The 21,353-nt window shown below is 64.7% G+C and carries 18 protein-coding genes; 5 read left to right on the top strand and 13 right to left on the bottom strand.

Annotated features, from left to right (window positions below):
• Positions 1 to 2 precede the first annotated feature (2 nt).
• On the bottom strand, positions 3 to 887 hold the full coding sequence (locus tag NR187_RS02155; RefSeq protein WP_256805616.1) for a LysR family transcriptional regulator: 885 nt from the start codon (positions 885 to 887) through the stop codon (positions 3 to 5).
• A gap of 122 nt (positions 888 to 1,009) precedes the next feature.
• Here NR187_RS02155 and NR187_RS02160 point away from each other — a divergent pair, with 122 nt between their 5' ends.
• The gene (locus NR187_RS02160) at positions 1,010 to 1,645 is read left to right on the top strand and encodes a pyridoxamine 5'-phosphate oxidase family protein (RefSeq protein ID WP_256806196.1); all 636 of its coding nucleotides are present in this window, start codon (positions 1,010 to 1,012) and stop codon (positions 1,643 to 1,645) included.
• A 177-nt stretch (positions 1,646 to 1,822) separates the two neighbouring features.
• Here NR187_RS02160 and NR187_RS02165 read toward each other — a convergent pair whose 3' ends face one another.
• The 3 genes from NR187_RS02165 to NR187_RS02175 are packed head-to-tail and all read right to left on the bottom strand — an operon-like array spanning position 1,823 to position 5,368.
• A complete protein-coding gene (locus NR187_RS02165) occupies positions 1,823 to 2,554 on the bottom strand; it encodes an ABC transporter ATP-binding protein (protein ID WP_211382024.1) in 732 nt (243 codons plus the stop codon).
• The gene (locus tag NR187_RS02170; protein ID WP_211382025.1) at positions 2,551 to 4,320 is read right to left on the bottom strand and encodes an ATP-binding cassette domain-containing protein; all 1,770 of its coding nucleotides are present in this window, start codon (positions 4,318 to 4,320) and stop codon (positions 2,551 to 2,553) included. Before NR187_RS02170 ends, NR187_RS02165 begins: the two co-directional genes overlap by 4 nt.
• A 7-nt stretch (positions 4,321 to 4,327) precedes the next feature.
• Positions 4,328 to 5,368: a branched-chain amino acid ABC transporter permease gene (locus NR187_RS02175; RefSeq protein WP_211382026.1), complete on the bottom strand. Its 1,041-nt coding sequence runs from the start codon at positions 5,366 to 5,368 to the stop codon at positions 4,328 to 4,330.
• Positions 5,369 to 5,545: 177 nt separating this feature from the next.
• Between NR187_RS02175 and NR187_RS02180 the strand changes: the two genes are divergently transcribed.
• Complete coding sequence (locus NR187_RS02180) at positions 5,546 to 6,091, top strand: MarR family winged helix-turn-helix transcriptional regulator (protein ID WP_256805617.1); 546 nt, start codon at positions 5,546 to 5,548, stop codon at positions 6,089 to 6,091.
• A 95-nt stretch (positions 6,092 to 6,186) separates the two neighbouring features.
• Here NR187_RS02180 and NR187_RS02185 read toward each other — a convergent pair whose 3' ends face one another.
• The 9 genes from NR187_RS02185 to NR187_RS02225 all read right to left on the bottom strand — a co-directional run bounded on the left by NR187_RS02185 (position 6,187) and on the right by NR187_RS02225 (position 16,100).
• Positions 6,187 to 7,470 carry a glycerate kinase gene (locus NR187_RS02185; RefSeq protein WP_256805618.1) on the bottom strand — a complete coding sequence of 428 codons (1,284 nt, stop codon included), beginning with the start codon at positions 7,468 to 7,470 and terminating at the stop codon, positions 6,187 to 6,189.
• 188 nt (positions 7,471 to 7,658) lie between these two features.
• On the bottom strand, positions 7,659 to 8,888 hold the full coding sequence (locus tag NR187_RS02190) for an ABC transporter substrate-binding protein (protein WP_211382029.1): 1,230 nt from the start codon (positions 8,886 to 8,888) through the stop codon (positions 7,659 to 7,661).
• Between the two features lie 240 nt (positions 8,889 to 9,128).
• On the bottom strand, positions 9,129 to 10,361 hold the full coding sequence (locus tag NR187_RS02195; protein WP_211382030.1) for an ABC transporter substrate-binding protein: 1,233 nt from the start codon (positions 10,359 to 10,361) through the stop codon (positions 9,129 to 9,131).
• Between the two features lie 120 nt (positions 10,362 to 10,481).
• Positions 10,482 to 11,717, bottom strand: coding sequence for an ABC transporter substrate-binding protein (locus NR187_RS02200; protein WP_211382031.1), 1,236 nt, complete (start codon positions 11,715 to 11,717; stop codon positions 10,482 to 10,484).
• 32 nt (positions 11,718 to 11,749) lie between these two features.
• Entirely contained in the window at positions 11,750 to 12,766 is a 1,017-nt protein-coding gene (locus NR187_RS02205) for a branched-chain amino acid ABC transporter permease (protein WP_256805619.1), read from the bottom strand.
• 2 nt (positions 12,767 to 12,768) lie between these two features.
• Positions 12,769 to 13,647, bottom strand: a complete 879-nt coding sequence (locus NR187_RS02210) for a branched-chain amino acid ABC transporter permease (RefSeq protein ID WP_211382033.1) — start codon at positions 13,645 to 13,647, stop codon at positions 12,769 to 12,771.
• 12 nt (positions 13,648 to 13,659) lie between these two features.
• Entirely contained in the window at positions 13,660 to 14,373 is a 714-nt protein-coding gene (locus NR187_RS02215) for an ABC transporter ATP-binding protein (protein ID WP_008135694.1), read from the bottom strand.
• Entirely contained in the window at positions 14,370 to 15,167 is a 798-nt protein-coding gene (locus NR187_RS02220) for an ABC transporter ATP-binding protein (protein WP_211382034.1), read from the bottom strand. Before NR187_RS02220 ends, NR187_RS02215 begins: the two co-directional genes overlap by 4 nt.
• A gap of 66 nt (positions 15,168 to 15,233) precedes the next feature.
• Entirely contained in the window at positions 15,234 to 16,100 is an 867-nt protein-coding gene (locus NR187_RS02225) for an IclR family transcriptional regulator (protein ID WP_211382427.1), read from the bottom strand.
• 128 nt (positions 16,101 to 16,228) lie between these two features.
• On the opposite strand from NR187_RS02225, the gene NR187_RS02230 reads away from it, so the two are divergent.
• The 3 genes from NR187_RS02230 (at position 16,229) to NR187_RS02240 (ending at position 21,350) form a co-directional block, all read left to right on the top strand.
• Positions 16,229 to 18,325 (top strand): 3-hydroxyacyl-CoA dehydrogenase NAD-binding domain-containing protein, encoded by a 2,097-nt coding sequence (locus NR187_RS02230; protein ID WP_211382035.1) that lies wholly within the window; start codon positions 16,229 to 16,231, stop codon positions 18,323 to 18,325.
• A gap of 158 nt (positions 18,326 to 18,483) precedes the next feature.
• Positions 18,484 to 20,166: a dicarboxylate--CoA ligase PimA gene (gene pimA, locus NR187_RS02235; RefSeq protein WP_256805621.1), complete on the top strand. Its 1,683-nt coding sequence runs from the start codon at positions 18,484 to 18,486 to the stop codon at positions 20,164 to 20,166.
• Positions 20,163 to 21,350: an acetyl-CoA C-acyltransferase gene (locus NR187_RS02240; protein ID WP_211382037.1), complete on the top strand. Its 1,188-nt coding sequence runs from the start codon at positions 20,163 to 20,165 to the stop codon at positions 21,348 to 21,350. Before pimA ends, NR187_RS02240 begins: the two co-directional genes overlap by 4 nt.
• Positions 21,351 to 21,353 lie beyond the last annotated feature (3 nt).

A 21,353-nucleotide genomic window follows, 5' to 3' on the forward strand; every position in this document is an offset into this window, starting at 1 on the left:
ACCTACCCAAATCTCCACTCCGTCGTCTCCACCACGAGATCGACGAAGGCGCGCACCTTGGCCGAGAGCAGGCGCGAGGTCGGATAGACGATGTGGATCGGCAGCGCCGGCTGCTCGTATTTCGCCAGCACGATTCTGAGCCGCCCGCGCCGCAGGCCCTCGGCGGCCTGATAGGCCAGCACGCGCGTCACGCCGCCGCCGGCCTCGGCATATTGCAGGGCGGCGTCGGCGCTGTTGCTGGCGAAGCGCGGGTTCGGCGTCACCTCGATGTCGCGGCCGTCCTGCACGAAGCGCCAGTTCGCGGATGAACCGAATGCGATGGTCTGGTGCGTGAGCAGCGCCTCCGGCGTCTTCGGTTCGCCATGGCGCTTCAGATAGCCCGGGGTCGCCACGACGATCCGCCGCATCTCGCCGACCTGGCGCGCCACCAGCGTGGAATCGGCGAGATGGCCGATCCGCACCGCGACGTCAACGGCGTCTTCAACCAGATTGACGAGGTTATCGGACAGCCTGAGTTCGCAGGCGACCTCGGGATAGCGCTTGAGATAGGCGGTCATCACCGGCCCGACATGGAGCCGGCCGAAGCCGACCGGCGCCGACACCACGAGCCGTCCACTCGGCCGGTTGCGCTCCTCCCGCGCCGAGCCGTCGGCCTCCTCGACGTCGGCAAGGATACGCCGGGCGCGTTCCAGATAGCGCGTGCCGACGTCGGTCAGCCTGACCTGGCGGGTGGTCCGCTGCAGCAGCCGCGCGCCGAGATGCTCCTCCAGCGCCGCGATCAGTCGCGTCACCGCCGAGGGCGACAGCCGCAACTTGCGCGCCGCCGGGGCAAAGCCGCGCAGATCGGCGACGGTGACGAAGACATGCATGGCTTCGAGACGGTCCATCCTATTATTGCATATATTGCAATTATGAAGTGTCAATCGGAATGATTGTTTTAGCCGATGGAAGGTCCATTTTTTATGGCGAAAGACGCAGCAACGCGCCGGAATTTTCAGGAGATGTTCCGATGACCGCAGCCCACACATACGCCAGCGACGTGGCCTTCACGCCGGCAGTCAAGTCGATCCAGACCCGTAAGGGCTCGCGCGAGGCCTATGCCCGCGCCGAGCAGCACGGCTGGCGCACTGAGGTCGACGATAAGCTGGCCGGCTTCCTCGCCGAGGCCAACAGCTTCTATTTCGCCACCGCGTCAGCCGACGGCCAGCCCTATATTCAGCATCGCGGCGGACCGAAAGGGTTCCTCAAGGTGCTGGACAAACAGACGCTCGCCTTTGCCGATTACGCCGGCAACCAGCAGTTCATCACGCAAGGCAATCTGACGGAGAATCCCAAGGCGTATATATTTGTCATGGACTATGCCCACCGTCGCCGGGTGAAGATCTGGGGCGAGGCGCATGTGGTCGAGGACGACGCGGCGCTGACGCAGTCCCTTATGCCGAAAGGCTACCGGGCGCGGCCCGAGCAGGTGATCCTGTTCAAGATCGCGGCGTGGGACACCAATTGCCCGCAACACATTCCGCAGAAGTTCGATGCAACGGATGTGGCGACCGCGCTGGCGGCAAGAGATCAGCGGATCGCGGAGCTGGAAGCGGAGGTCGCGGCGCTGAAGGGGGAGGCGAGCTCACCATCCAACGAAAACTGAATCGGCGTGTACGGTGCACTCTCTCCCCTTGCGGGAGAGGGTGGATTCGATGCATTGCATCGAAGCCGGGTGAGGGGTTTCGATCCTCACGAGCGGTTTTGCGAGTTGAGAGAACCCCTCATCCGGCGCTTCGCGCCACCTTCTCCCGCAAGGGGAGAAGGGAAGTTGAGCGGGCGGTTACAACACACTCGCACCTTCGTGCTGGAAGCCGAGATAGCTTGCCGCGACCCGCTCATTCGCTGCGACGTCGCTGGCCTTGCCGCTGAGCACGAATTCGCCGAGCTCCATGACATAGGCCTGGTCGGCGATCTTCAGCGCGGCCTGCGCGTTCTGTTCGACCAGCAGCACGGAGACGCCGCTGGCGCGCAGCTCGGTGACGATGCGGAAAATGTCGGCGACGATGATCGGGGCGAGGCCGAGGCTCGGCTCGTCGAGCATCAGGAGCTTGGGCTCGCCCATCAGTGCGCGGCCCATCGCGAGCATCTGCTGCTCGCCGCCGGAGAGCGTGCCGGCGAGCTGCTTGCGCCGTTCCTTCAGCCGCGGAAACAGGCCGTAGACCCGCTCCATCGAGGCTTTCGCCTTGCTTCTTTCGATGCGGAAAGCGCCGAGCTCGAGATTGTCCTCGACATTCATGGTCACGAACAACTCGCGGTGCTCGGGGACGAGGCCGAGCCCCATCGCGACGCGATCCTCGATGTCGAGCCGTGACAGGTCCTGGCCGGCGAAGACGACGCGTCCCTTCAGCGGCAGAATGCCCATGATGGCCGACAGCAGCGTGGTCTTGCCGGCGCCGTTGGCGCCGACGATGGTGACGATCTGGTTCTGGCCGACCTCGAGCGAGACCGAACGCACGGCCTCGACCTTGCCATAGGCGACATGCGCGTCGGTGACGGACAACAGCGCGCTCATGCCGCCACTCCGAGATAGGCCTTGATCACTTCGGGATTGGTCTTGATCGTGGCGGGCGTTCCTTCGGCGATCTTGGTGCCGAAATCGAGCACCACGATGCGGTCGGCAAGATTCATCACGAAGCCCATGTCGTGCTCGACCAGCAGCACGCTCATGCCGCCGTCGCGCAAATCGCGCAGCAGCGATGCCAGCCGCTGCTTCTCCATGTGGCGCAGGCCGGCGGCCGGCTCGTCGAGCAGCAGCAGCATCGGATCGACGCAGAGGGCGCGGGCGATCTCGACGATGCGCTGCTGGCCGAGCGAGAGCGAGCCCGCAAGCTGGTGCATCTGGTCGCCAAGTCCGACGCGCTCGATCTGGCGGGCGGCCTCCGCGAGCAGCCTGGCCTCGTCGGCCCGGTCGAGCCGCAGCATGGAGGAGATGGGGCCGGAGTGACCGCGCAGATGCGCGCCGATCGCCACGTTCTCCAGCACGGTCATGTCGGGCACCAGCTTGACGTGCTGGAAGGTGCGGGAGATGCCGAGCTTGACGATCTCCTGCGGCGGCGCCTTGTCGACCTTGCTGCCGAGCACGGAGATCGAGCCTGACGTCGCCGACAGCACGCCGGTGATCAGGTTGAACGTGGTGCTCTTGCCGGCGCCGTTCGGGCCGATCAGCGCGACGATCTCGCGGGCCTGGACGTCGAAGGAGACGTTGTTGACCGCGACCACGCCGCCGAACTGTTTGCGCGCCTTTTCGACCTGGAGCAGGACGCTGGATTGTCCGGGCGAGCGGGGGCGCTGCTCCAGTTTCAGCGAGGTGTCGGGCTTCTTGCCGCTCCTGCGCTCGGGCAGCAGCGACATCAGCCAGGGCCAGACGCCGCCTGGTGCGAGTTGCAACAGCGCCACCAGCATGATGCCGAACACGATGGTTTCGACCTGGCCGGAGCCCGGCAGGACAAGCGGCAAATAGCTCTGCAGCACTTCCTTGAGGACCACGACGAGGGCCGCGCCCAGCACCCCGCCCCAGACATAGCCGGCGCCGCCGACCACGGCGATGAAGAGATATTCGATGCCGGCCTGCGCGCCGAACGGCGTCGGGTTCACCGCGCGCTGAAGGTGCGCGTAGAGCCAGCCGGAGAGGCCGGCGAGCACCGCGGCGTGGATGAACACCAGCATTTTCGCCCGCGGCGTGTGCACGCCGAATGCCTCGGCCGCGACGTGGCCGCGCCGGAGCGCACGGATGGCGCGGCCGGTGCGGGAATCCAGTAGATTCATGGTGAGCAGCGCCGAGACGATCACGGCAACCCAGATCGCGTAGTAGATCGAGCCGGGCGAGAGCATCTTGAACGCGCCGATCGACAGCGGCGGGATCGCCGAGATGCCGTCGTTTCGTCCCAGAAATTCCAGCTTGCTGAAGAGATAGAACAGGCCGAGTCCCCAGGCCAGCGTGCCGAGCGGCAGATAGTGGCCGGAGAGGCGGACGGTGACGAGGCCGAGCAGCACCGCCAGCAGACCGCTGACCAATAGCGACAGCGGCAGGGTCAACCAGGGCGACAGGCCGTAGGTCGTCGACAGCACCGCGGTGGTATAGGCGCCGAAGCCGACGAAGGCCGCCTGGCCGAACGAGGTCAGGCCGCCGACGCCGGTCAGCAGCACGAGGCCCATCGCGACCAGGGCAGCGAGGCCGATATTGTCGAGCAGCACGATCCAGAACGGCGGCATGCCGGGCACGAACGGGATCGCCGCCATGAGAAGCGCGAAGACGAGGATGGGAAGCCGGCTCTGCATCTTGGCGTCAGTCCTTCTCTTCCTCGACCGCAGGCGCGGCGAGCGAGCGCAGCAGCAGCACCGGGATCAAGAGCATGAAAACGATCACCTCCTTGTAGTTGGAGGCATAGAAGGACGAGAACGCCTCGACGATGCCGACGAACAGCGCCGCGACGGCGGTGAGCGGGTAACTGACGAGCCCGCCGATGATCGCGGCGACAAAGCCCTTCAGGCCGATCAGGAAGCCGGAGTCGTAATAGAGCGTCGTGATCGGAACGATCATGATGCCAGACAGCGCGCCGATGACCGAGGCCAGCAGAAAGGCGATCTGACCGGACAGCGTGGTGCGGATGCCCGCAAGCCGCGCGCCGAGCCGGTTCACGGCGGTCGCGCGCAGCGCCTTGCCGTAGAGCGTCAGGCCGAAGAACAGCCAGAGCCCGACGATGAAGGCGATGGTGATGCCGTAGACGGTGATGCTCTGGCCGGTAAAGCGCAGCGCGCCGGCGGTGAACGAGCCGGACAGCACGGCAGGTCCGCGCTGGCCTTCGGCGCCGAAGAACAGAAGGCCCAGTCCCTGCAGCGCGAGGTGGACGCCCACCGATGCGATCAGCAGCACCAGCACGGAGGTGTGTGCCAGCGGCTGGAACGCAATCCGATAGAGAAACAGGCCGATCATCGCCACGATCACCAGCGACAGCGCGATGCAGACCGCCACCGGCGGCTTCTGGGCGGCGAAGTAGACGGTCAGCGCCAGCACGATGGCCGGCAGCACGATGTTAGCGACGATGCTGCGCAGGATCAGGCGCCCGTGCAGCGCCTTGCGCGCAGCGAACAGGTCGAAGGCGAAGGCGCCGATGCCCAGCGCCAGCGCGAGCTTTGCCGTCCCCGGCATCTGGCCCGCGGCCAGCGAGGCATAGGTCAGCGCGCCGTAGGTGACGAACTCGCCCTGGGGAATGAGGATGACGCGGGTGACGGCGAACACCAGCACCAGCGCGAGGCCGAGCAGCGCATAGATCGCGCCATTGGTGATGCCGTCCTGCAGCAGGAACAGCATGATGGTGGTATTCAAGACCGGACGCTCCCCCTCGAAGATTAAGGACCGGTCCCCTGATTGTGGTGGATGGTCCGCTCACAGCCATTGAAATACGCTGACGATATTTGATATGGTCCATAACAATTATCAAATATAACTTCAAGGGTGGCGGGCGACCCGTCCCGAATTTAACGGGATTACGAGCACGAGGCGATGACCGTTTCCAAAACCGCTGAAAAGTCCTCTGAAAAGCCCGCCGATACGGCCAAGGGCCGCAAGGACGCGGCCGAGGCCCAAGTCCAGGTTCAGGGCCCGGGACCTGCCGAAGCCCTCCAGCTCGGGGAGCTCTCGGAGCAGCTCGGCTATGTACTGAAGCGGGCGCAGCTCAAGGTGTTCGAGAATTTCCTGCGCTGCATGGCCTCGCTCCAGCTCACGCCGGCGCAGTTCTCCGTGCTGCTGTTGGTCGACAAGAATCCGGGCCGTAACCAGACCGAGATCGCGTCCACGCTCGGCATCCTGCGCCCGAACTTCGTGGCGATGCTCGACAATCTCGAGAGCCGCGACCTTTGCGCGCGGATCCGCTCCACCAACGACCGCCGCTCGCACATCCTGGTGCTGACCGACAAGGGCAAGGCGGTGCTGGCCCGCGCCAAGAAGCTCGTCGCCACCAAGCACGAGGCCCGGCTGAACGAGCTGCTGGGGCAGTCCAATCGCGAGGCCCTGCTGGGGATGCTCTCGAAGATCGCCAACGAGTTTTGAGGCGGGGCTGTCATCGCCCGGCCTCGACCGGGCGATCCAGTACTCCGAGACGGCTGTGACTCATCGATAGGCCGCGGCGTACTGGATTCCCCGCATCAATCGACCAGGATCACCCTGATATCGTTGACGTTGGTCAGCGTCGGCCCCGGCAGCAGCAGATCGCCCGTCGCCTCGAAGAACGTGGTCGCGTCGTTGTTGTCGAGATAGGCCTGCGGCTGCAACTTCTGCGCCTTCATCTTCGCAAACGTCGCCGCGTCGATCAGCGCGCCGGCGGGGTCGGTGGGATTGCCGGCACCGCCGTCGGCGCCGTCGGTGTCGCCGGCGAGCGCGGAGATGTTTGGTGTGTCCTTCAGCAGGCCGGCGAGCGCCAGTGCGTATTCCTGGTTGGGACCGCCGCGCCCCTGGCCGCGCACGGTCACCGTGAGCTCGCCGCCGGAGAGGATGGCGACGCGCTTGCCCTGCGCGCGGGCCTGCAGCGCCAGCCGGACGTGATCGGCTGCGACCTCGCGGGCCTCGCCCTCGAGATCGGCGCCGAGATCGATCGTCTCGTAGCCGGCCTCTTTCGCGAGCTTCACCGCCGCGTCGAGCGACTGCTTCGGACGCGCGATCAGCTCGAACTGCGCGCGGGCGAAGGCGGCGTCACCGGGCTTGCAGCTCTCGTTGCGTTCATCGTCCAGCGCGCGGCGGACCGCATCGTCGACGTCGAGCTTGTACCTGGCGACGATGGCGCGTGCGTCAGCCAGCGTGGTCGGATCGGGCACGGTGGGACCGGAGGCGATCGCGGAGGGATCGTCATGCGGCACGTCGGAGATCGCCAGCGTCACGATCCCGGCGGCATTCTTGCCGGCGCGCGCCAGCCGCCCGCCCTTGATCCGCGACAGATGCTTTCGCACGACATTCATCTCGCCGATCGGCGCGCCGGAGCGCAGCAGCGCCTTGTTGACCGCCTGCTTCTGCGCGAAGCTGATGCCCTCCACCGGCGCGATCCAGTTCGCCGAGCCGCCACCGGTGAGCAGCACCAGAAGCAGATCGTCCGGCCCGGCCTCGCCAGCGAGCGCGAGCGTGTCGGCCGCGCCCTTCAGGCCGGCCTCGTCGGGCACGGGATGACCGGCCTCGACCACGCGGATGCGGCGCGTCGGCACGCCGTAGCCGTGGCGCGTGGTGGCGATGCCGACGAGGCGCTCCGGCGCGAGCTTGAGCGTATCGAGATAATGCCGCTCGGCGGCGGCGGCCATCGCGGCCGCGCCCTTGCCGGCGGCGAGGCAGATCACGCGCCCCCGTGGCGCGGGGCGCAGATGCGGCGCCAGAATTGTGCTCGGATGAGCGGCGGCGACCGCGGCGTCGTAGAGCGCGCGGAGCAGGGGACGTCGGTCGGTCATGACGAAAGGCCTTGGGCGGACAGAAGAGATCGGCGGCAAACGTTGCTCACATGCCTACCGCATCATGCGCCAGAGCGTAAGCCGGCTTTGCCATCATTCGATTGTGCAATCGCGTGATCATAATCGCTGCGCAAGCAAAAGCCCCCTGCGATGGTTCGCAGGGGGCCTGTTGTCGTCGTGTGAAGCGGTCAGCCGCCGACGTCGGCGCTGATCACGTCGCCGAACAGCTCCCACTTCTCGCCCTTGAATTTTTCCAGCTGAAGTTGGCTGATCGGTGCGAAGTCGGTCGGGGAGGTGTTGATCTGAATACCCGGCAGCAGCAGTTCGGTGCGGAAGTTCTTCAGGCCGGCCGCGTGCTTCATGACGTTCGCGCGGGTCAGATCGTCACCGCACTGCTTGAGGACCTGAACCAGCGTCTGCGCGACGGCGTAGCCGACGATGGTGCCCTTGTCGAGCTTGTCGCCCTCGGGGAAGTACTTGTTCATGAAGGCCAGGAAGTCCTTCATGCCCGGGTCGTTCGCCCATGCCGGATCCGACGCGTCCTTCAGATAATCGGCGGAGATGATATCCTGGCCGTTCTCGAAGCCGGCGGGCTTCATCACGCTGCCGACGTTGGCGGAGACGTTGTTGAGGAAGTGCAGCGGCTTCCAGCCGATCTCGGCATTCTTCTTGATCGCCTGCGCCGCGAATTTCGGCGTCGTGATGTTCATGAAGACGTCGGCGCCGGTCGACTTCAGCTTGACGATGTGGTTGTCGATGGTCGGCTCCGACGTCTCGTAGCTCTCTTCCATGACGATCATCGACGCGGCCTTGGCGCCGAGACCGTCCTTCAGGCCCTTGAGATAATCCTTGCCGTAATCGTCGTTCTGGAACAGCACGGCGATCTTGGCGTCCGGCTTGTTCTTCAAGAGCCACCTTGCGTAGATCTGCGTCTCGCTCTGGTAGTTGGGCTGCCAGCCCATGGTCCAGGGGAAGTCCTTCGGATCGTTCCACTTGGTGGCACCGGTGGCGACGAAGAGCTGCGGCACCTTCTTCGAGTTCATGTATTTGTGGATCGCCGAGTTCGGCGGCGTCCCGAGCGAGTTGAAGATTAACAGCACCTCGTCGCTCTCGACCAGCTTGCGCGCCTGCTCCACCGTCTTCGGCGGCGAGTAGGCGTCGTCGTAGCTGATGAAGTTGATCTTGCGGCCGTTGATGCCGCCCTCGTCGTTGATCTTCTTGAAATAGGCGGCTTCGGTCCGCCCGATGATGCCGTAGGCGGAAGCTGGTCCGCTGTAGGGCATGATGTTGCCGATCTTGATTTCGGTGTCGGTCGCGCCGGTATCGTATTTCTTCTGGGCCGATGCAGTGGAGGCCGTGGCCGCAATGAGCGCAAGCGCCATTGACGCGGCCGCAAGTTTGCCGGTGACAGCGGGCATTCCTATCTCCCTATTTTCTTGGTGTGTGTGCGCCCCTTTTCTTGTCTTGATCGTTTTTGGCGACGCTGCCCGCAATTCAATACGATTTGGCCAAGGCGTTCAACAGAAAGCCCCAGCGCCGGCGCCGCAGGGGCTGCTTCTTTAGTAGTCAGGAGGGGCGCCCGCCCGTGTGCGACTGCGAGAAGGCGCAGCCGTCTTGAGTTGATTAACCAAACGCCGGCGATTTTGAGTTGCGCCGCTTCAATGCCCGAGCTCGCTCGAGATGATATCGCCGAACGGCTCCCATTTCTTGCCCTTGAAGCGCATCATCTGGAGCTGCTCGATCGGGGCGAAATTGTCGGCTGTGGTGTTGATCTTGATGCCGGGCAGCAGCGTGTCGGGTTCGAAATCCTTCAAGGAAGCCGCCTGCTTCATGACGTTGTCGCGGGTGAGGTCGTCGCCGCACATCTGCAGCACCTTCACCATGGTCTGCGCGGCGGCATAGCCGAACACCACGGCGGCATCGAGCTTGTTGGCCTTGGGGTCGTATTGCGCGATGAAATTGTAGAACTTCTTCATGCCGTCGTCGGCATTCCACTGCGGGTCGGAGCCGTCCTTGGTGTAGCTCGCCGACAGGATGCCCTGGGAGATCTCGAGGCCCGCCGGTTCGAGCACGCCGCTGACCGAGGTCGAGACGTTGGAGATGATGTGGACCGGATGCCAGCCGATCTCGGCCGCTTTCTTGATCGCCTGTGCTGAGAATTTCGGTGTGGTGATGCTGATGAAGACGTCGGCGCCCGCGGCCTTCAATTTCACGACGTGCTCGTCGATCGCGGGCTCCGAGGTGTCGTAACCGTCTTCCAGCACGATCATCGAGGCCTTGGGCCCAAGGCCGTCCTTCAGTCCCTTCAGATAGTCCTTGCCGAAATCGTCGTTCTGGTAGAGCACGCCGATCTTGCCGTCCGGCTTCTCCTTCATGATGTACTTGGCGTAGATGCGTGCCTCGCTCGCGTAGCTCGGCTGCCAGCCCATGGTCCATGGATATTGCTTCGGATCGTTCCACTTCGAGGCGCCGCTCGCCACGAACAGTTGCGGCACCTTCTTCTCGTTCATGTATTTGCGGATCGCGCCGTTGGTGGAGGTGCCGAGCGAGCCGAAAATCAGCAGTACCCCGTCGCTCTCGACCAGCTTGCGCGCCTGCTCCACCGTCTTCGGCGGCGAGTAGCCGTCGTCGTAGGAGATGAACTTGATCTTGCGGCCGCCGATACCGCCCTCGGCATTGATCTTGTTGAAATAGGCTTCCTCGGCCTTGCCGATCGCGGCATAGGCGGAGGCCGGCCCGCTATAGGGCATGATGTTGCCGATCTTGATCTCGGTATCGGAAGCGCCGCTGTCGTATTTCTTCTGCGCCAGTGCCGGTGCCGGGCTGCCCATCGCAGTGCACAACGCGAATGCGGCCAGAACGGCCGCAACCTGAAATCGAACGGCAGTCATCTTTCTCCACCCGGAACGGATCGGCGCCGCATTGAACAAAATTGACGGCGGACGTCAACAAAAAGCCCCCGCGATCGTTCGCGGGGGCTTCTCGATGTGTTGGATTATTGCGTCAACGCGTCACTCGGTGGCGATGTCGCCGCTGATGATCTCGCCGAACAGTTCCCACCTCTCGCCCTTGAAGCGCTGCATCTGGAGCTGCGCGATCGGGGCGAAGTCGGTGGCGCCGGTGTTGATCTTGACGCCGGGCAACAGGGTGTCCGGCGTGAAATCCTTCAAGGACGCCGCCTGCTTCATGATGTTGGCCCGGGTCAGATCGTCGCCGCACATCTCCAGGACCTTGGCCAGCGTCGATGCTGCGCCATAGCCATAGATCATGCTGGTGTCGGATTTGTCCGCGCCCGCCATGTACTTGTCGACGAACTCGTTCCACTTCTTCATGCCGGGGTCGTTGTTCCACTGCGGGTCCGTGGAGTCCTTGGCATAGGCCGCCGACAGCACGTTCTGCGCAGCCTCGAAGCCGGCCGGCTTCATCACGCTGCCGACCGAGATCGACACGTTGGTGAGGATCTGCAGCGGCTTCCAGCTCAGCTCAGCGGTCTTCTTGATGGTCTGGGCCGCGAACTTCGGCGTCGCGTAGATCAGCAGCACGTCGGGATTGGCCGCCTTGATCTTGACGATGTGGCCGTCGATCGACGGCTCCGACACCTCGTAGCTCTCTTCCATGATGATCATGGACGCTGCCTTGGCGCCGAGCCCGTCCTTGGTGCCCTTGAGGTAGTCTTTGCCGAAATCGTCGTTCTGGTAGAGGATCGCGACCTTGGCGTCGGGCTTCTCCTTCAGAAGCCATTTCGCGTAGATCTGCGCTTCGCTCTGGTAGGACGGCTGCCAGCCCATGGTCCAGGGGAAGTTCTTCGGGTCGTTCCACTTGGTGGCGCCGGTGGCGACGAAGAGCTGCGGGATCTTCTTGGCGTTCAGGTACTTCTGGATCGCGCTGTTCGAGGGCGTGCCGAGCGGGTTGAACACCACCAGCACCTCGTCGCTTTCGACCAGCTTGCGGACCTGCTCGACGGCCTTCGGCGGCGAATAACCGTCGTCATAGGTGACGAAGTTGATCTTGCGGCCGTTGATGCCGCCCTTGTCGTTGATCATCTTGAAATAGGCTTCTTCGGTCTTGCCGATGATGCCGTAGGCCGACGCCGGACCGCTGTACGGCATGATGTTGCCGATCTTGATCTCGGTATCGGAAGCGCCGGTGTCGTATTTCTTCTGGGCGAGTGCTGCGCCGGAGGTGAAGGTGATGACCGCCGTTGCCGTGACCAGCGCAGCGGTTCGCAGTGTTCTTTCAAAAAGCAATTCGGGTCTCCTTGGCTTCAATTAACGGGTCGTCAGTTCTTTCTGAGCCGGCCGACGAGCTGCTGGCCCATGATCGCGACCTGCCTTGCGCCGTGCGGCACGAGGTAGATGACGAAGAACAGGAGGACGCCGAACACCGCACCGGAGAGGCCCTTCGAGATGCCTTCCGCGATATTCGGGACGAAGATGATGAAGGCGGCGCCGACGATCGAGCCGGGCAGCCAGCCGACGCCGCCGACGACCATACCGAGGAACAGCTGGATCGAGAGCGTGATGGTGAAGCTGTCCGGTGCCACGAATTGCACCGCGATTGCACTGAGGCCGCCGGCGACGCCGGTGATGCCCGCGGAGACGCCGAAGGCGAGCGTCTTGTAGAGCGCGACGTTGACGCCCATCGCGGAGGCCGCGATCTCGTTGTCGCGGATTGCCATGAAGGCGCGGCCCGAGCGGGAGCGCAGCAGGTTCACCGAGAAGATGTAGATCGCAAGCACGATCGCGAGCGTGAAATAATAGAGCCACATGTCTTGCGACATCGGCAGGCCGAATGGCGCGTCGGGCTTGGTCACAACGAGGCCCTGCACGCCGCCGGTCCAGTGCTCGAGAAAGTTCAGCTTCAGGAGCTGCGGCATGGCCGTGGCGAGCGCGAAAGTTGCGAGCGCGAGGTACACGCCGGACAACCGCAACGCCGGCTGGCCGAACAGGAAACCGAAGCCGAAGCAGAGCACGCCAGCGATCGGCAGGCAGAGCACGTAATTGATGTTGAACGCCTCCATCATGACCGCGGTGACATAGGCGCCAACGGCGTAGAACGCGCTCTGGCCGAGCGAGAACTGGCCGCTGCCGCCGGTCAGGATGTTCAATGCCAGTACGGCGAGCCCGAGATACAGCAACTGGGTCAGCTGGAAGATGATGAAGTTCTTGGCGAACAGCGGCACGGCCAGGAGCAGCAGCAACACCACAACCGAGGTGCCGGTGCCCAGAGTCATGGCCCGCTTCGGAACCGCCTCGATGGCCGGGGCTTCCGTGACGACGTCTTCTGCTGTGCTCATGATCAAACTCGCTTGACGATTTGCCGGCCGAACAGACCAGCGGGTTTGACGACCAGGACGGAGATGATCAGCGCGAGCGCGATCGGGAGTTTCAGCTCGTTGCCGACGCCGGGGATGTAGGTGCCGGCGAGGTTTTCGAAGATGCCGACGAGGAAGCCGCCGACCACTGCGCCGAACGGGCTGGTGAGGCCGCCGAGCACCGCCGCGGCAAAGCCGTAGATCAGCACGCCGCCCATCATGTTGGGCTCGAGGAACACGACCGGGGCGATCAGCATGCCGGCGATGGCGCCGATGGCGGACGCCATGCCCCAGCCGAGCGCGATCATCCAGCTCGTGTTGATGCCGACCAGGCGGGCCGACTCAGGCACCGAGGCGGCCGCGCGCATGGCGAGGCCGATCCGCGTGTACTGGAAGAAGAAATAGAGCGCGAGCAGCAGCAGCACGGTGACGCCGATCATACCGGCCTGGTGGGTCGAGATCAGCTGGCTGCCGAGGAACGGCGAGGAGCCGAACGGGGTCGGATACTGCTTGATGGTGAAGTCCCAGATCAGGCCGGCCGAGGAGTTGATGATCGCATACAGTGCGATGAAGCCCGCGACGTTGGTCAGCACCGGCGCCTTGGCGAGCGGCTTGAACAGGATTCGCTCGATCGCGATGCCGCCAATGAAGGAGAACACCAGCGCGATGATGAACGCACCCCAATAGGGTATGCCCCATTGCATCAATTGCCAGGAGATGAAGGTCGAGAACATCGCCATCTCGCCCTGCGCGAAGTTGAGATGGTCGATCGCCTGGTAGATCATGACCACGGCCAGCGCCATGCAGGCGTAGATGGCGCCGGTGGATATCCCGGCCAGCACCTGGTTGGTGAAAAGCTCCATCGTGCCGGCTCCTCAGTAGCCCAGATAGGATTTGCGGATTTCTTCGTTGTTCGCGATGTCCTTGGCATTGCCCGACATCACGATGCGTCCGGTCTCGATCACATAGGCCTGGTCGGCGAGCTCGAGCGCGAGCTGGGCGTTCTGCTCGACCACCAGGATCGACACCTTGTCCTCGCGGTTGATCTTGCCGAGGATGCCGAACAGGTCGCGCACCACGAGAGGCGCGAGGCCAAAGGACGGCTCGTCCAGCAGCATCAGCCGCGGCCGCAGCATCAGGGCGCGGGCGACCGCGAGCATCTGCTGCTCGCCGCCCGACAGCGTGCCGGCCTGCTGGGTGTGCCGCTGTTTCAGCACCGGGAAATGGGCATACATGCGCTCGATGTCGGAGACGATGCCGGCGCTGTCCTTGCGGGTGATGGCGCCGAGCTGGAGGTTTTCCTCCACCGTCATGGTGGTGAAGGTGCCGCGGCCCTGCGGCACGTGGGCGATGCCGAACCGCACGATGCTCTCGGTGGAGCGGTTGTTCAGCGGCTTGCCGTCGAACTCGATCCCGCCGGTCGAGCGCACCATGTTGCAGATCGCGCGCAGCGTGGTGGTCTTGCCGGCGCCGTTGGCCCCGAGCAGCGTCGTCAGCGATCCCTCGTTGAGCGAGAAGGACAGGCCGTGGAGCGCCTGGACCTGGCCGTAATAGGCGCGCAGGTCCTTGACGTTGAGCAGCGTCGTCATTGGTCCTTGCTCCCGAGATAAGCCTTGATGACGTCGGGATCCGCCTGCACCTGGGCCGGCGTGCCTTCCGCGAGCTTCTTGCCGAAGTTCAGCGCGACGACGTGATCGGCGATCGACATCACGAGGCCCATGTGATGCTCGACCAGCAGCACCGTCATGTGGCGGTCGTCCCGGATGCGGCGAATGAGGTCACCGAGCACATAGACTTCCTCATGGTTGAGGCCGCCGGCCGGCTCGTCGAGCAGCAGGATTTTCGGATCGGCCGCGAGCGCGCGCGCAAGCTCGACGCGCTTCTGCGTGCCGAAGGGCAGGCCGGACACGACGGTGTGGGCGACGTCCTCGAGTTTGAGATAGGCCAGGATCTCGTGCACCTTCTCGTTGACGCTGCTCTCGCTGCGCCGGACCCACGCGAGCCTCAGGGAGTCGCTGATGATGTCGCTGGAGGTCTTGGAATGGGCGCCGACGCGGACGTTGTCCATCACCGAGAGATTCGGAAACAGCGCCACGTTCTGGAAGGTGCGGCCGATCCCGATCTCGGCGATCCGGTGCGGCGGCCGCGACAGGATGCTCGCGCCTTCCATCAGGATGTCGCCAGACGACGGCTGGTACAGCCGCGAGAGGCAGTTGAAGAGCGTGGTCTTGCCGGCGCCGTTGGGGCCGATCAACCCGAGAATCTGGCCCTTGTGCATGTCGAAGGACACGCCGTTGAGCGCAATGATGCCGCCGAACACGACGCTGACGTCGTGAACCGCGAGCAAGGGCGATGTCCCCTGCGCGAGCTGTGCCTGCGTCATCTCGTCTCGCCCACACTGTTGAGTGGGCAAAGGGGCGGTGTGAACCGCTCCCGGCGACGACAAAGGCTATCTGATCCCCTCGGCCACACGCGCAACTTTCCCTCCTGATTTCAGCTTTTTGCTGACGTCTTTTTTGGAATGCGGCATCAGACCCCCAAGTGCCGCTTCGATGTTCCTTACCATCGCAAGCAGACGCGGTCCAATGTCGTTGATCAAACGCTCTTCCGTGAAACGGAATGCGGGCGCCCCGCAATTGAAGGCATAGGGTCCGGTTCCGTCGTTCAGCTTCAGCGCGACTCCGGCTGCGCCGATGTCGTCATGCCAGTCGCCGACCGAGATCGCGAAACCGTATTTCGCGACGGTTTCGCCGGAACGCTCCAGCCCATCGCGCATCTTGGGCCAGCGGCTGCCGTAATGTTCGCGCAGGACACGCGACAGTTCTGCGCGATCGTTTTCGTCGAGCGCCCAGAAATAGGCCCGGCCCATCGCGCTGGTTGCAATCGGCACACGGGAGCCGACGTCAAGTTGAACGCCGACCGTTTCGCTGCCGCGGCTTTGCCCGAAATAGATCATGCTGTGACGGTCGCGGCCGCCGACGGCAACGGCGCCTCCCGTCGAGCGCATCATGTCTTCGCGAAACGGTTCGGACAAATGCCGAACACCGAGATTGGCCAACGCAGCGTATCCGAGCGCCATCGCGGCCGGCGCGAGCTGATACTTCTCGAAGCGGGGAACCGGCGTCAGATAACCGAGCTTCGTCAACGTATAGGTCAGCCGCGAAACCGTCGGCTTGGGCAGATTGGTGCGGGCCGCGATTTCCTGGTTGCCGAGGAGACCGTCGCTGGGTTGAAATGCGCGCAATACGTCTAGTCCGCGGGAAAGCGCGACGACGAAATTCCGATCGGTCGCGGCCTTCTTTGCTGTACGCTTCATCCCTGATCTGCTTCTTGCGCGGAGTCGTTGACAAGTCACGTGCTTCAAAATAACCCTGCCGTCAAGATGCGGAATTAAATTCCGCAGTGCGAAATCGAACAAAAGTTACCCCACCAAGGAGGGACACCGTGAGCGAAGTGGTCAAGCTTGAGCGTCATGATGAAGTCGGGATCGTCACGGTCGACAGCCCTCCGGTGAATGCGTTGAGCGCTGCGGTCCGCGGCGGCATTTTGGAGTGCGTCAAGGCTGCGATTGCCGATCCCGCCATCAAGGGCATCGTGCTGACCTGCGCCGGCCGCACCTTCATTGCCGGCGCCGACATCACCGAATTCGGCAAGCCGCCGAAGCCGCCCGCCCTCAACGACGTGCTGTCCGAGATCGAGAACTCGCCGAAGCCGGTCGTGGCCGCGATTCACGGCACCGCGCTCGGCGGCGGGCTCGAAGTCGCGCTGGCCTGTCACTTCCGCGTGGCGGTCAAGGAGGCAAAGCTCGGCCTGCCCGAGGTGAAACTCGGCCTGTTGCCGGGCGCCGGCGGCACCCAGCGCCTGCCGCGTGCGGTCGGGCCGGAACTCGCCGTCAAGATGATCGTCGGCGGCGATCCCATCGGTGCGGCGGAAGCGCTCAAGAACGGGCTGATCGAGGAGATCGTCGAGGGGCCGGCCTCCGGCGGCGAAGCGTTCGTCCGCAAATTGCTCTCCGAGAAGCGTCCGCTGCGGCGCCTGCGCGACGACGATTCCAAGATCGCCGCCGCCAAGGCCGACCGCTCGATCTTCACCAATGCGGTCGCCGCGATGACCAAGAAGTCGCGCGGCCTGGAAGCGCCGTTCGCGGCGGCCGACGCCGTCGGCTACGCCATCGACCTGCCGTTCGACGAGGGCCTGAAGAAGGAGCGCGAGGGCTTCTTGAAGCTCGTCGCCAGCGACCAGTCCAAGGCGCAGCGCTATGCCTTCTTCGCCGAGCGCGAGGCCAGCAAGATCGCAGGCGTGCCTGAGGGCACCAAGTCGCGGCCGGTGAACCGCGTCGCCATCCTCGGTGCCGGCACCATGGGCGGCGGCATCGCGATGTCCTTTGCCAATGCCGGTGTTCCCGTCACCCTGATCGAGACCGGCGAGGAGCAGCTCAAGCGCGGCATGGGCATCATGCAGAAGAACTGGGAAGCGACCGCCGCGCGCGGCGGCATTCCCGCCGATGCGCCCGCCAAGCGCATGGCGCTGATCAACGGCGTCGTCGGCATCGAGAACGTCGGCGATGCCGACCTCGTCATCGAGGCCGTGTTCGAGACCATGGCGGTGAAGAAGGAAGTGTTCGGCAAGCTCGACCAGTACGTCAAGCCCGGCGCCGTGCTCGCCTCCAACACCTCGTATCTCAACATCGACGAGATCGCGAAGTCGACCAAGCGCCCGCAGGACGTGCTCGGCATGCATTTCTTCTCGCCGGCGAACGTCATGAAGCTGTGCGAGATCGTGCGCGCCGACAAGACCGCGCCGGATGCGCTGGTCACTGCCGTGACCATCGCGCGAAAAATCGCGAAGGTGCCGGCCGTGGTCGGCGTCTGCGACGGTTTCGTCGGCAACCGCATGCTGGCCCAGCGCGGCAAGCAGTCGGAAAAGCTGCTGTTCGAAGGCGCGCTGCCGCAGCAGGTCGACGCCGTCGTGACCAAATTCGGCATGCCGATGGGGCCGTTCGCGATGGGCGACCTCGCCGGCCTCGACATCGGCTGGCGCTCGCGCAAGGATCGCGGCATCAAGTCGGAGATCGCGGACGCGCTGTGCGAAGCCGGCCGCTTCGGCCAGAAGACCGGCAAGGGCTATTACAAGTACGAGGCGGGCTCCCGCTCGGCGCTGCCCGATCCGGAGGTCGAGAAGCTGATCGACGAGACGCTGCTCCGTCTCGGCCGCAAGAAGCGGGCCGTCAGCGACGAGGAGATCCTCGAGCGCATGATGTACCCGATGATCAACGAGGGCGCGAAGATCCTCGAAGAAGGCATCGCGGCGCGGCCCTCCGACATCGACGTGGTCTGGCTCTACGGCTATGGCTGGCCGATCTATCGCGGCGGCCCGATGTTCTGGGCCGACAGCGTCGGCCTCAAGCACATCGCCGATCGCCTCTCCTTCTACGCCAAGGAGACCAACGACAAGAGCCTCGAGCCGGCGCCGCTGCTGAAGAAGCTCGCGGCCGAAGGCAAGACGTTCGCCTCGCTCGCGGCCGCGTCGAAAGCGGCGTAATGGTCGCTTCGTCTCAACCTTCGTCATTCCGGGATGCGCCGCAAGGCGCAGGCCCGGAATCCATAACCCCAGTTGGCGATTATGGATTCCGGGCTCGCGACTTCGTCGCGCCCCGGAATGACGGTCTGTGTTAGTTGCTCGCTCAAGCAATCAAGAAAATGACCCATCCCGGCGAACAGTTTTATCCCGAGGGCGTGTGCTGGGACGACACCATCGTCCAGGGCTCGCTGCCTGATCTGCTGGCGAAGGCCGCGGCCGAGTACGGCCCGCGCGCCGCGCTGGAATTCCGCGACCGGCCGATCACCTATGCCGAGCTCGCCGCCATGGCCGGGCGTGCGGCCGCCGCGTTCCTGCGCGCCGGTTGCGGCAAGAACACCTCCGTCGCGCTGTTCCTCGGCAACACGCCGGACCACCCCGTCAATTTCTTCGGCGCGCTCAAGGCCGGCGCCCGCGTCGCGCATCTTTCGCCGCTCGACGGCGAGATCGCGCTGACGCACAAGGTCTCCGATTCCGGTTCGCGCCTGCTCGTCACCTCCAACCTCGCGGCGCTGCTGCCGACGGCGCTGAAGTTTCTCGAGAAGGGCCTGATCGATCGCCTGGTCGTCTGCGAGGACGACAATTGGGGCAAGGTCGGCACGCCGCAGGCGCCGATCCCCGATGATCCCCGCATCGTCACCTTCAGGACCTTCGTCGAGGGGGCGACCGCGCCGGCAGAGTGGCCGAAAGTGACCGCCGCCGACGTCGCGCTGCTGCAATATACCGGCGGCACCACCGGCCTGCCCAAGGGCGCCATGCTCACCCACGGCAATCTGACGTCTGCGGTGTCGATCTACGACGTCTGGGGCAAGCCGTCACGCGCGGCGCGCGGCGACGCCATCGAGCGCGTGATCTGCGTGCTGCCGCTGTTCCACATCTATGCGCTCACCGTCGTGCTGTTGTCCTCGCTGAGCCGCGGCCATCTGATCTCGCTGCATCAGCGCTTCGACGTCGAAGCGGTGATGCGCGACATCGAGGTCAAGCGCGCGACTTATTTTCCGGGCGTGCCGACGATGTGGATCGCGATCGCAGCCCTCCCTGATCTGGACAAGCGCGATTTCTCCTCGCTCGCCACCATCGGCTCCGGCGGCGCGCCGCTGCCGGTGGAGATCGCCAACTTCTTCGAGCGCAAGGTCGGCAAGAAGCTGCGCAGCGGCTGGGGCATGACCGAGACCTGCTCGCCCGGCACCGGCCATCCGCCGGTTGGCCCGGACAAGCCCGGCTCGATCGGCCTGATGCTGCCCGGCATCGAGCTCGACGTCGTCGCGCTGGACGATCCGACCCGCGTATTGCCGCCGGGCGAAGTCGGCGAGATACGCATCAAGGGCCCGAACGTCACCAAGGGCTACTGGAACAAGCCGGAGGGTTCGACTGATGCCTTCGTCGACGGCCGCTTCCTCACCGGCGACATCGGCTATGTCGATACCGACGGCTATTTCTTCCTGGTCGACCGCAAGAAGGACATGATCATCTCCGGCGGTTTCAACGTCTATCCGCAGATGATCGAGCAGGCGATCTACACCATTCCCGGTGTGCACGAGGTGATCGTGCTCGGCATCCCCGACCAGTACCGCGGCGAGGCCGCCAAGGCCTTCATCAAGCTGAAGCCCGGCGCAAAGCCGTTCTCGCTCGACGAGCTGCGCGCGCAGCTCGCCGGCAAGGTCGGCAAGCACGAGCTGCCGGCCGAGGTCGTGTTCGTCGACGATCTGCCGCGCACGCCGGTCGGAAAGCTGTCGCGCCACGAGTTGCGCCAGCAGCAGAAACCGTCACAATCCACGCCACTCGCATCAGGAGGTCGTTCTTGACCGACGCCGTCATCGTTTCCACCGCCCGCACCCCGATCGGCAAGGCCTATCGCGGCGCACTCAACGCCACCGAGGGCGCAACCCTGCTCGGCCACGCCATCGGCGAGGCCGTCGCGCGCGCCAAGGTCGACCCGAAGGAGGTCGAGGACGTCGTGATGGGCGCAGCGCTCCAGCAGGGCGCCACCGGCGGCAACATCGCGCGCAAGGCGCTGCTGCGTGCCGGCCTTCCCGTCACCGTCGCCGGCACCACGATCGATCGGCAATGCGCCTCCGGCCTGCAGGCGATCGCGCTCGCCGCGCGCTCGGTGATCTTCGACGGCGTCGAGATCGCGGTCGGCGGCGGCGGCGAGTCGATCTCGCTCGTGCAAAACGACAAGATGAACGGCTTCCACGCCCAGGACCCCGCTCTGCTCAAGATCAAGGGCGAGGTCTACATGCCCATGATCGACACGGCCGAAATCGTCGCCAAGCGCTACGGCATCTCGCGCGAGAAGCAGGACGAATATTCGCTGGAGAGCCAGCGCCGCACCGCGGCCGCCCAGCAGGGCGGCAAGTTCAAGGACGAGCTCGCGCCGATCACCACGCAGATGGCGGTCACCGACAAGGCGACCGGTGCCGTCTCGTTCAAGGAGGTGACGCTGTCGCAGGACGAAGGTCCACGCCCCGAGACCACGGCCGAGGGCCTTGCCGGCCTCAAGCCCGTCCGCGGCGAAGGTTTTTCGATCACCGCCGGCAATGCCAGCCAGCTCTCCGACGGCGCCAGCGCCTCCGTGATCATGAGCGACAAGGAAGCGTCCAAGCGCGGCCTCAAGCCGCTCGGCATTTTCCGCGGCTTCGTCTCCGCCGGCTGCGAGCCGGACGAGATGGGCATCGGCCCGGTCTTCGCGGTGCCGCGGCTGCTCAAGCGCCACGGCCTCACCGTCGACGACATCGGCCTCTGGGAGCTGAACGAAGCCTTCGCGGTGCAGGTGCTGTATTGCCGCGACAAGCTCGGCATCGACCCTGAGAAGATCAACGTCGACGGCGGCGCGATCGCGGTCGGCCATCCCTACGGCATGTCGGGCGCGCGCCTGACCGGCCACGCCTTGATCGAAGGCCGCCGCCGCAAGGCCAAATACGCGGTCGTCACCATGTGCGTCGGCGGAGGCATGGGCGCGGCGGGGTTGTTCGAGGTTTTGCAGTAATTC

This window comes from Bradyrhizobium sp. Bra64 (assembly GCF_024519875.1).
Lineage (GTDB): Bacteria > Pseudomonadota > Alphaproteobacteria > Rhizobiales > Xanthobacteraceae > Bradyrhizobium > Bradyrhizobium japonicum_G.

Coding starts and splice junctions, on each gene's coding strand:
- NR187_RS02180 (WP_256805617.1), top strand. CDS start 5,546: ATGACCGTTTCCAAAACCGCTGAAAAGTCCTCTGAAAAGCCCGCCGAT.
- NR187_RS02155 (WP_256805616.1), bottom strand. CDS start 887: ATGGACCGTCTCGAAGCCATGCATGTCTTCGTCACCGTCGCCGATCTG.
- NR187_RS02225 (WP_211382427.1), bottom strand. CDS start 16,100: ATGAAGCGTACAGCAAAGAAGGCCGCGACCGATCGGAATTTCGTCGTC.
- pimA (WP_256805621.1), top strand. CDS start 18,484: ATGACCCATCCCGGCGAACAGTTTTATCCCGAGGGCGTGTGCTGGGAC.
- NR187_RS02220 (WP_211382034.1), bottom strand. CDS start 15,167: ATGACGCAGGCACAGCTCGCGCAGGGGACATCGCCCTTGCTCGCGGTT.
- NR187_RS02210 (WP_211382033.1), bottom strand. CDS start 13,647: ATGGAGCTTTTCACCAACCAGGTGCTGGCCGGGATATCCACCGGCGCC.
- NR187_RS02170 (WP_211382025.1), bottom strand. CDS start 4,320: ATGCAGAGCCGGCTTCCCATCCTCGTCTTCGCGCTTCTCATGGCGGCG.
- NR187_RS02195 (WP_211382030.1), bottom strand. CDS start 10,361: ATGACTGCCGTTCGATTTCAGGTTGCGGCCGTTCTGGCCGCATTCGCG.
- NR187_RS02160 (WP_256806196.1), top strand. CDS start 1,010: ATGACCGCAGCCCACACATACGCCAGCGACGTGGCCTTCACGCCGGCA.
- NR187_RS02165 (WP_211382024.1), bottom strand. CDS start 2,554: ATGAGCGCGCTGTTGTCCGTCACCGACGCGCATGTCGCCTATGGCAAG.
- NR187_RS02190 (WP_211382029.1), bottom strand. CDS start 8,888: ATGCCCGCTGTCACCGGCAAACTTGCGGCCGCGTCAATGGCGCTTGCG.
- NR187_RS02215 (WP_008135694.1), bottom strand. CDS start 14,373: ATGACGACGCTGCTCAACGTCAAGGACCTGCGCGCCTATTACGGCCAG.
- NR187_RS02185 (WP_256805618.1), bottom strand. CDS start 7,470: ATGACCGACCGACGTCCCCTGCTCCGCGCGCTCTACGACGCCGCGGTC.
- NR187_RS02205 (WP_256805619.1), bottom strand. CDS start 12,766: ATGAGCACAGCAGAAGACGTCGTCACGGAAGCCCCGGCCATCGAGGCG.